At 49.4% G+C, this 9,348-nt stretch carries 8 protein-coding genes and 1 rRNA gene; 1 reads left to right on the plus strand and 8 read right to left on the minus strand.

What is annotated here, in order from left to right:
- Positions 1–210: 210 nt before the first annotated feature.
- The 7 genes from serS to IEW48_RS15680 form a co-directional block, all read right to left on the minus strand.
- Complete coding sequence (gene serS / locus IEW48_RS15650; RefSeq protein ID WP_188624577.1) at positions 211–1,485, minus strand: serine--tRNA ligase; 1,275 nt, start codon at positions 1,483–1,485, stop codon at positions 211–213.
- Between the two features lie 69 nt (positions 1,486–1,554).
- Positions 1,555–2,151, minus strand: a complete 597-nt coding sequence (gene pdxT, locus IEW48_RS15655) for a pyridoxal 5'-phosphate synthase glutaminase subunit PdxT (protein ID WP_188624578.1) — start codon at positions 2,149–2,151, stop codon at positions 1,555–1,557.
- Positions 2,152–2,189: 38 nt separating this feature from the next.
- Entirely contained in the window at positions 2,190–3,074 is an 885-nt protein-coding gene (gene pdxS / locus IEW48_RS15660; protein ID WP_007506001.1) for a pyridoxal 5'-phosphate synthase lyase subunit PdxS, read from the minus strand.
- A gap of 87 nt (positions 3,075–3,161) precedes the next feature.
- Positions 3,162–3,308 (minus strand): DUF2621 family protein, encoded by a 147-nt coding sequence (locus IEW48_RS15665; RefSeq protein WP_007506000.1) that lies wholly within the window; start codon positions 3,306–3,308, stop codon positions 3,162–3,164.
- Between the two features lie 18 nt (positions 3,309–3,326).
- Positions 3,327–4,679 carry a D-alanyl-D-alanine carboxypeptidase family protein gene (locus tag IEW48_RS15670; RefSeq protein WP_188624579.1) on the minus strand — a complete coding sequence of 451 codons (1,353 nt, stop codon included), beginning with the start codon at positions 4,677–4,679 and terminating at the stop codon, positions 3,327–3,329.
- A gap of 84 nt (positions 4,680–4,763) precedes the next feature.
- Positions 4,764–6,224: an IMP dehydrogenase gene (guaB, locus tag IEW48_RS15675; RefSeq protein ID WP_188624580.1), complete on the minus strand. Its 1,461-nt coding sequence runs from the start codon at positions 6,222–6,224 to the stop codon at positions 4,764–4,766.
- Between the two features lie 160 nt (positions 6,225–6,384).
- On the minus strand, positions 6,385–7,494 hold the full coding sequence (locus tag IEW48_RS15680; RefSeq protein WP_188624581.1) for an RNA-guided endonuclease InsQ/TnpB family protein: 1,110 nt from the start codon (positions 7,492–7,494) through the stop codon (positions 6,385–6,387).
- Between the two features lie 296 nt (positions 7,495–7,790).
- Between IEW48_RS15680 and IEW48_RS15685 the strand changes: the two genes are divergently transcribed.
- A complete protein-coding gene (locus IEW48_RS15685) occupies positions 7,791–8,852 on the plus strand; it encodes a YaaC family protein (RefSeq protein ID WP_188624582.1) in 1,062 nt (353 codons plus the stop codon).
- Positions 8,853–8,904: 52 nt separating this feature from the next.
- On the opposite strand, the gene rrf is transcribed toward IEW48_RS15685, so the two are convergent.
- Positions 8,905–9,021, minus strand: a 5S ribosomal RNA gene (rrf, locus tag IEW48_RS15690).
- Positions 9,022–9,348 lie beyond the last annotated feature (327 nt).

Genomic DNA, 9,348 nt, shown 5'->3' on the forward strand with positions numbered 1-9,348 from the left:
TGTCTTTTGCTTTTTAGGGGCCTCTTCATGCCGTTAACAGACGAGCTATTAACGGCATGAAGAGGGATTGGCGAATGTGTGTTTGCCCTCTGAAATTTTACTCATACGTCAGGAAATATAACGACAAAAAATACCAAAAGGGGAGCAAATTCTCCACCTTTTGGTGTCTCTATGTGCGGAGCACCCCATTTATGTCCTTTTTTGGGTCAGCTAGCCGATATGGGACTTATTACCCATATAGGGCCGTAAAACTTCAGGAATACGCACGCGGCCATCCTGCTCCTGATAATTTTCTAAGATGGCAGCCATCGTCCGTCCAATGGCCAATCCAGAACCGTTTAAGGTATGCACATATTCAGGCTTGGCTTTGGGTTCCCGCCGGAAGCGGATATTGGCTCTTCTGGCTTGAAAGTCTTCAAAATTGCTGCAAGAGGAGATTTCCCGGTAGGTATCTGCGGCAGGCAGCCACACTTCCAGATCATATTTTTTAGCCGCCGTAAACCCCAGGTCCCCTGTGCACATCTCCATGACACGATAGGGAAGGCCTAAAAGCTGCAAGATCTTCTCGGCGTGAGCCGTCAGCTTTTCCAGTTCTTCATAAGAATCTTCCGGCTTAACAAAACGGACCAGTTCCACTTTGTTAAACTGGTGCAGGCGGATCAAACCGCGGGTATCCCGTCCGGCCGCTCCCGCTTCGGAACGGAAACAAGCACTATAGGCCGCATAGGCCTTGGGCAGTTCCTCCAGCGTTAAAATTTGGTCCCGGTGATAATTGGTGACAGGCACTTCTGCCGTGGGAATCAAGAAAAAGTCGGTATCAGCCACCTTAAAGGCATCTTCCTCAAACTTGGGCAGCTGCCCTGTCCCTGTCATGCTGTCCCGGTGCACCATAAAGGGCGGCCACATTTCTTCGTAACCATGTTCATGAATATGTATATCCAGCATAAAGTTAATCAGGGCCCGTTCCAGCTGGGCGCCTTCTCCCTTCAGGAACAGAAAACGGGAACCGGCAACCTTTCCTCCTGCTTCCGTATCCACAATACCCAGATTCTCGGCAATTTCCCAATGGGGTTTGGGCTCAAAATCCCATTCTGGTTTTTGACCCCAGGTGCGCACCAGCCGGTTCTCTTCTTCTGAAGCACCGACCGGCACACTCTCATGGGGAACATTAGGCAAGCTGAGCAAAATCTGTTCAAGCTCTTGCTCCACGTGACGGAGCTCGTCATCCAGCTGCTTGATTTTCTGGTTCACCTCTTGCATTTCCTGGATCAGCTGAGAGGCATCTTTTTTCTCCCGCTTCAAGCGCCCAATTTCTTGGGAGACTGTGTTGCGCTTGCTTTTAAGCTCTTCTACCTCTTGGATCAGTTGCCGCCGTTTTTTATCCACTTGGGGAAAGCGGTCCAATTCCCTCAAATCTTCCCCTTTGGTTTCAAGGCGTGCTTTGATCTGATCAAAGTCGGTTCTGAGCCGTTTCGCATCTAACACCTCATTCACTCCTTTGTAAGCGCAAAAAGACGGAGGTGCAGGCTGTGCCTGTACCGCCGTCCTGCCGATTTATTTGGTTTCAACCGGATGTTTGTGCTGATAAGCTTGAACCATTTGCAAAAAATAACGGTGAAAGCGGCTGTCATCCGTCAATTCGGGATGGAAAGAAGCCGCCAGCAGATGGTTTTGACGGGCAGCCACAATTTGATCCTTGTGGCGGGCTAAGACTTCAACCCCTTCTCCAACCTTTACAATCAGCGGTGCGCGGATGAAGACAGCCCGAAAGCCATCCCCTACCCCGTTAATGTGAAGGTCCGTTTCAAAGCTGTCCCGCTGGCGCCCAAAGGCATTGCGTTGGACACGGATATCCATCAGTGGCAAGTGGGGATCTTCTCCCCCCTCAATGGTTTTGGCCAACACAATCAGACCGGCGCATGTCCCAAATAAAGGGAAACCGTTTTGTCCCTTTTCCAGCAAGGGATCGCGGAAGCCATAGCGACGGATCAATTTGCCAATGGTGGTGCTTTCGCCCCCGGGAATGATTAACCCGGAGAGGTCATCCAGCTGTTCCACCTTTTTTACGGCAACGGGTTCGGCCCCGCACTTTTCTATCATGTTCAGATGTTCCCGGACGGCACCCTGTAATGCTAAGACGCCTACTTTCATGCTGTCATTCCTCTTTTCCTTAAACTCCATTCTTTCTCTTACCAGCCGCGCTCTTGCATGCGGTCTTTGGCTTCCAATGTGGCAATATCGATGCCGGTCATGGCCGAGCCCAGATTTTTAGACAAGTGGGCGATCAGCTCATAATCCTCATAGTGAGTGGTTGCTTCCACAATGGCTTTGGCATATTTTGCAGGGTTTTCCGATTTGAATATGCCAGAGCCGACAAAGACGCCATCAGCACCCAAATGCATCATTAACGCTGCGTCAGCTGGTGTCGCCACACCACCAGCGGCAAAGTTGACCACAGGCAAGCGGCCATGCTCATGGACATACAGCAACAGATCGTACGGCGCACCTAATTTTTTGGCTTCGGTCATCAGCTCATCCTTGGACATGCTTTTCACTTTGCGAATTTGAGCTTGCATTTTGCGCATATGGCGCACAGCTTCAACAATATTTCCTGTCCCTGGCTCCCCTTTGGTCCGGATCATGGACGCCCCTTCACCAATGCGGCGCAGCGCTTCGCCAAGATCGCGGGCACCACAGACAAATGGAACGGTAAACGCCCGCTTGTCAATATGAAACTCTTCATCAGCCGGGGTTAACACTTCACTTTCATCAATGTAGTCTACACCCAGCGCTTCCAGCACTTTCGCTTCCACATAGTGGCCAATGCGCGCTTTGGCCATCACCGGAATGCTGACGGCATTCATCACTTCCTCAATTACAGTGGGATCTGCCATACGGGCCACGCCACCGGCTGCCCGGATATCAGCCGGCACCCGTTCCAAGGCCATCACGGCGACAGCTCCTGCTTCCTCTGCAATTTTAGCTTGCTCTGCATTGACGACATCCATGATGACGCCGCCTTTTTGCATTTCGGCCATGCCCCGTTTCACTCGGTCAGTACCTAACTCCTGCATCTTGTTTCCCCCTGTCTATGACAAATCTTTTACTCTAAAGCAGAATTCTATTATGATATTGTACAATACCCGTTTTAAAAGTACAAATTACCGCCGGCGATCATCTTTTTTAGGCCACTTGGATAAAAACTTCCGGAACATAAAGAAGCCGCCGATCATTATCATGACCACCACGATGGTGGGAATAATCACGACAAGATATTGCCAGATAAGAGGCAAGCTTTCCTGTTCCATGGTTCACAACACACCACCTTAGGAGAACCAGTTTTTAAGGCCGTCAACCACTTTTGACCATGCCCCGGAGAATAAAGCACCGATTCCCCTCATCATGGTGCGCAGCCAACCTGCTTTCTCCACCTCTTCCATCGCCACAAGGGGAACCTCAACGGCCTCTTTCCCATCTAGCGTCCCATACTGACGGGAGCCTTCATAAACCAGCCGGGCATAGCCGACAACATCCCCTTCAGCAAGAGGAGCTTCCAAAAGACCATCCCCATTGGTTAACTCCTGATGAGGGATCACCTTGATGCTGAAAGCTTCAGCATCATCCTTATGGATGATGAGTTCCAGAGGGGCTCCCAGCGCAACGGGAACCTCCTTTTGTTTGCCATTGGCAACAGGCAGGGTTTCAAAGCCCTCAATGGTGTCTCCCTTATCTAACAAGGTTTGGGTTTTGAAGTTGTTAAATCCGTAATCCAAGAGCTTGCGCGTTTCCTGGAAGCGGGAGGCCATAGAATCGGAGCGCATGACGACACTGATCAAGCGCATGCCGTCCCGCTCCGCTGTTCCCGTAAAACAGTAGCCGGCCTGCTGGGTATATCCGGTTTTTAAACCATCTAAACCTTGATAGGCATGGGGTTTGGCGTCAGGTTGGGGATGGCCAGCCAACATCCAGTTGAAGTTGAGCAGGCGGACATCAAAGTGCCCCTTTCCCTCTCCCGGCTCAACCGACGGGATAGAAGAGAAGCGGAGAACTTCAGGATAATCTTTAACTAGTGCCTGTGCCAAAATCGCTGTATCACGGGCTGACATGGCATTTTCGTCTTCTGCTTGTCCCGTGTGCATATATGGTCCCAGCATGCGGTTGGGTAATCCAGTTGAGTTGACAAAAGTAGAATTGGTCATGCCGAGCTCGGCTGCCTTTTCATTCATCATTTGGACAAAACGTTCTTCGCTGCCGGCCACCAGCTCTGCAAGGGCAACAGTGGCATCGTTGGCAGAATAGACCGCCATCGCCGTGTATAATTCTTCCACCGTCCGTTCTTCACCCAAGGCCAGCCAGACGCGGGATGTGCCATCTAAGCCGCCCAAATAGTGGGCATATTCGCTGGCCACCACAACCGTATCCCAATCAAATTGCCCCTGACTGAGCGCTTCAAGGACCAGGTATTCCGTCATCATTTTACTCATGCTGGCTGGCGGGAGAGAAAGGTCCGCATTTTTTTCAAATAAAATAGTGCCAGTCTCGGCATCGACCAGGATCGCCGATTCTGCATTAACGTCAAAGTTTGCTTGGGCAGCTGCCGGCACAGCGGCCAGAAACAAAGAAGTGAACAGACAGGCGATCAGGACAATAACGACTGCTTTTGTTCCATACTGCTTCATCTTGTGCCATACACCCCTATCTCAATCCCTTATCAACCATTCTCCATTCTATCACATCATGCTAGGACAAAAAATAGTTTCATGCTAGGACAAAAAATAGTTTGGTGCCTCTTTGGTAATTTGTACATCGTGGGGGTGGGACTCTCTTAAACCGGCATTGGTGATGCGGATAAAACGGCCATTTTCGATCAGATCTTCGATGGTTGGCGTGCCGCAGTAACCCATACCCGCTTTTAAACCACCCACCAGTTGATGCAAGGTGTCGGCCAGCGGCCCCTTATAGGGGACACGTCCTTCGATTCCTTCTGGCACCAGCTTTTGTTCATTCTCCTGGAAATAACGGTCCTTGCTGCCAGCTTTCATGGCACCCAAGGAACCCATGCCCCGGTACACCTTAAAGCGGCGCCCTTGGTAAATTTCATATTCCCCAGGCGACTCTGAAACTCCAGCCAGCAAACTGCCCAGCATGACCGCAGAAGCCCCGGCCGCAATGGCTTTGGTGATATCTCCGGAGTATTTGATTCCCCCATCGGCAATAACGGGGACGTTATACTTCCGCGCGACTTTGGCACACTCATAAACCGCGGTGATCTGCGGCACACCGATACCGGCAATCACCCGCGTCGTACAGATGGATCCCGGTCCGATGCCAACCTTGACAATATTGGCGCCCGCTTCAATCAGGTCCCGTGTCGCCTCGCCTGTGGCCACGTTGCCAGCCATAATATCCAAATCAGGGTATTTTTGGCGCAAACGGCGGACCGTCTCCAACACACCCACAGAGTGGCCGTGGGCTGTGTCCACCACAAGCACATCTACGCCAGCTTCGACCAGGGCGTGGGCACGCTTGTCCGTCTCAGCTGACACGCCAACAGCTGCCCCCACCACAAGACGCCCATTGCTGTCCTTAGCCGCGTTGGGATACTGAATGGCTTTTTCAATATCCTTAATGGTAATTAATCCTTTTAATACATTATTTTCATCCACCAAGGGCAGCTTTTCGATCTTATGCTTTTCCAGGATTTTCTGTGCTTCCTCCAGCGTGGTTCCCACCGGGGCGGTGACCAGGTTTTCCTTAGTCATCACTTCACCGATTTTAATGGAATAATCCCGGACAAAGCGCATGTCCCGGTTGGTAATAATGCCAACCAGCCGTCGATTTTCGTCTACAATGGGCACGCCAGAGATGCGGTACTTGCTCATTAAGTGCTCTGCATCATAGACCTGATGGTCAGGCGTCAGATAAAACGGCTTGGTGATGACGCCGCTTTCGGAGCGTTTGACACGGTCAACATGCTCGGCTTGTTCTTCAATGGACAAGTTTTTGTGAATAATGCCTATGCCGCCATGCCGGGCCATGGCAATAGCCATTTCGGCTTCGGTCACCGTGTCCATCGCCGCGCTGATGATCGGAATGTTTAAGGTGAGCCTCTCACTTAACTTCGTCCGGACACTGACGTCTTTGGGTAGTACTTCTGATTTAGCAGGTATTAATAACACATCGTCAAACGTTAACCCTTCTTTGGCAAATTTATCTTCCCACATACTAATCCCCTTTCTCAGATTTTTTCACACCATCCTGTACCGGTGACATACTCCCACCACCTACGCTAACGCTTAGAGGTGGGGGCTTCTCGGGTAATCCCATCTCATGATGGGAAGTTGACCGAGCGATCCCCGTGTGCCCCACGGTTCTATACAGAAGTTAGACAATGCCTAACTGTTTCAGACCTTCCTTTTTGATATTGATGGCGGCGTTGGTGTCTCTGTCTGCCACAAAACCGCATTCACAACGAAATAGACGTTCGGAAAGCGATAGAGACACCTTCACCCGGCCACAACATGAACACGTTTTGGATGAGGGGAACCATTTGTCGATTTTGATCAGCTTCTTTCCCTGTTCTGCTAACTTGTACTGAAGGAAAGTAGTGAACAGGCCCCAACCGTTGTCGTGGACGCTTTGACCGAAATGGAGGGCTTGAGCCATCCCTTTCATGTTGAGGTCTTCAATCACCACCGCATCATACCGGTTGGCCAATTGTCGTGAAGCCTGATGCAGAAAATCCTGACGTTGGTTGGCAATCTTTTCGTGCAACTGGGCGACTTTCCGCCGTTGTTTGTGCCAACGGTTGGAGCCTTTCCGGCGGCGTGACAGCACCCGTTGGGCTCGGGCCAGTTTTTCCAAGGCTTGCCGATAAAATCGAGGATAATTGGCTCTCTTACCCTCGCTATCGACATACAGCGTATTCATGGAAAAATCGAGCCCAACAACGTTTTCTATTTCTTTTGGCACCGGTTGGTGTTCATACTCAGTCAGAATGGAGATGAAGTATTTTCCTGTTTTCGTTTTCGTGATCGTACAGGACTTGATCATGTGGTGTGGCGGTATGTCACGGTGTTGTTTGATCTTGATCCATTTCAGTTTGGGTAGCTTGATATAGCCATCGGCAATCTTCATGTTGCCATTGACCATGTTTGTGGTATACGACTGTTTCGCCTTGCGGCTTTTGAACTTGGGAAATCCCGCCCGGCCAGAGAAGAAGTTGGTGAATGCTTTTTGCAGGTTTAATTGAGCGTTGGCTAAGGCAAGGCTATCGACTTCTTTGAGCCACGGAAAATCTTTTTTGTACTTGGCCGGAGTGGGAAATTTGTACTGTTTCAAGGCTTCTTTGTCGTCTTTGAACTTTTCATAAATTTGTTTGCGTTCCTCAAGCATTTTGTTGTAGACGAAACGGACACAACCGAACGTTTTGGCGAGCAGTTGTGCTTGTTCTTGTGTTGGATACAAACGGAATTTGTAGGCTTTGTTGGCCATATCCGCATCACCTGCCCACAATACGAACGTTTGTTTGATTTTATTTTACCACACTCATCATATTGAGGCTACATCAAACCGACATTCATCTCCCACTTTCGCTTCGCTTAGAAGTGGGAGACTTCTGTCGGAGGTAAGTTAAAAATTGATGTCAGTTTAACAAAAGGGTTCCGCCTCGTCAAGCTGAATCCTTTTGCCAAATATTAAGATTTTCTGCTTTAACACATGCTAAGGATATGTGCTACCGGTAAACTGACTGCTGCCTGACAAGCGCCCGGTAGATGAGGTGATAATGAGTGAAGGTCATCGCGAGCGATCATGCGTGGACAAAGATGAAACAGCTATTGCTTTTCTTTGCAAACGAAAGCCAAGCCAAACAACATCTTTTCAGATGCTACAGGCAACTGACGGATGAAAAAGAAGCGGAGCGCTTGGCCTATGCCAATACATTTAAATTTATCTATTTCCTCAAACAAGGGGAAACTTACTTTACTGAAGCCGAACAGTGTGCCCGGATGGTCAAACCCTTGCTGCTTTTTTATGGCATGGCCAGCTTTAAAAAAGCCTTGATTCTCTTATATGATCCGGAGTATCCAAAAACAACCCGTGTGCTGCAACACGGTTTAACCACCCGCAAAAAAAAGAAGCTGGATTATCTGTTTAGCGCGGATGAGGTGAAGGTGCAAAAAGACGGTCTGCTTCCCTATTTTGCCAAAAGGGTGCTTAAGCAACCATTGATCATTAATGAAAAATATAAAGTGAAAACATTACTCAGTCAATGTCCTGAACTGCAAAACAGCTGTCAGCTTCTGTTTCAAACCCAAACGTTTATCCCCGTAGAAGTCCCCTTTATGCCAACACAGCTCAAAGATAACAGGTGCCCAATAAAAATCAACCCACGTGATCTTCACGCGTTGTCCATTGATCTTAATCACTTGCAACACCTGCTTGGAGACAACAAATACACCATTGAGCGTATTGATCAAGAAACAGAGATGGTTGTTGTCAAGCTCTTAGCCGCCGGAAAAGGAAATAAGGGCTTCGTCCAAAGCTGGGCAGATGTTCAGATACAGGATGGTATTCATCCTCGGCTATCCCTTGATTATCAAGGACAATTTCATCTGTATGTTGGCCCTCTCCCCTCTATCACGCATGAGTTCATCATTTATCACATGGTCATGTATGTGCTCAGCATGCTTTGCCGCTATGACACCGAAGTATGGGGTGAGTTGCTGTTCTCCTTTGGCTCCCAAGAACTGTTTGTGATTGATGAATTCTTAACCCTTGTTCAGCGTAAATACCCTAACCTTATCCTTAATCACTTGTTTGGTGAATATCTCCTTTTTCAGTCCCCCTGACCATTTTCTCCAGAAATGCAAAAAGACAGCCTATGCTAGGCTGTCTTAAATGGCTTGGCAACGACCTACTCTCCCAGGAGCTTTCGCCCCAAGTACCATCGGCGCTGGAGGGCTTAACTTCCGTGTTCGAAATGGGAACGGGTGTGTCCCCTCCGCTATCGTCACCAGACCGTTCGGGACTATGCCCTCCGTGTCTCGCACTGCGTTTGCAGGCCACGTCGGACACAGTCCCTTTCTTATTCACTTCTCCATTCATACAGAGTGCTTGGTCACTCTGAATGTTGCTTAAGTTTCTTGGTACACGTCCTGTTTGCGAAGCCGCCTGTAAGCGTCAGTGCGAGCGGCTGAGCAAACATGAGTTGTACCCTGAAAATTGGATAACAGCAACGATTCACCGGTGCCACGAATGAATTGGTTAAGCCCTCGACCGATTAGGATCTGGTCGCTCCACGCATTGCTGCGCTTCCACTCCAGACCTATCTACCTCGTCATCTTC

It is taken from the genome of Caldalkalibacillus thermarum, from assembly GCF_014644735.1.
Taxonomy (GTDB): Bacteria; Bacillota; Bacilli; order Caldalkalibacillales; family Caldalkalibacillaceae; genus Caldalkalibacillus; species Caldalkalibacillus thermarum.

Coding starts and splice junctions, on each gene's coding strand:
- IEW48_RS15680 (WP_188624581.1), bottom strand. CDS start 7,494: ATGGCCAACAAAGCCTACAAATTCCGTTTGTATCCAACACAAGAACAA.
- IEW48_RS15670 (WP_188624579.1), bottom strand. CDS start 4,679: ATGAAGCAGTATGGAACAAAAGCAGTCGTTATTGTCCTGATCGCCTGT.
- IEW48_RS15665 (WP_007506000.1), bottom strand. CDS start 3,308: ATGGAACAGGAAAGCTTGCCTCTTATCTGGCAATATCTTGTCGTGATT.
- guaB (WP_188624580.1), bottom strand. CDS start 6,224: ATGTGGGAAGATAAATTTGCCAAAGAAGGGTTAACGTTTGACGATGTG.
- pdxT (WP_188624578.1), bottom strand. CDS start 2,151: ATGAAAGTAGGCGTCTTAGCATTACAGGGTGCCGTCCGGGAACATCTG.
- pdxS (WP_007506001.1), bottom strand. CDS start 3,074: ATGCAGGAGTTAGGTACTGACCGAGTGAAACGGGGCATGGCCGAAATG.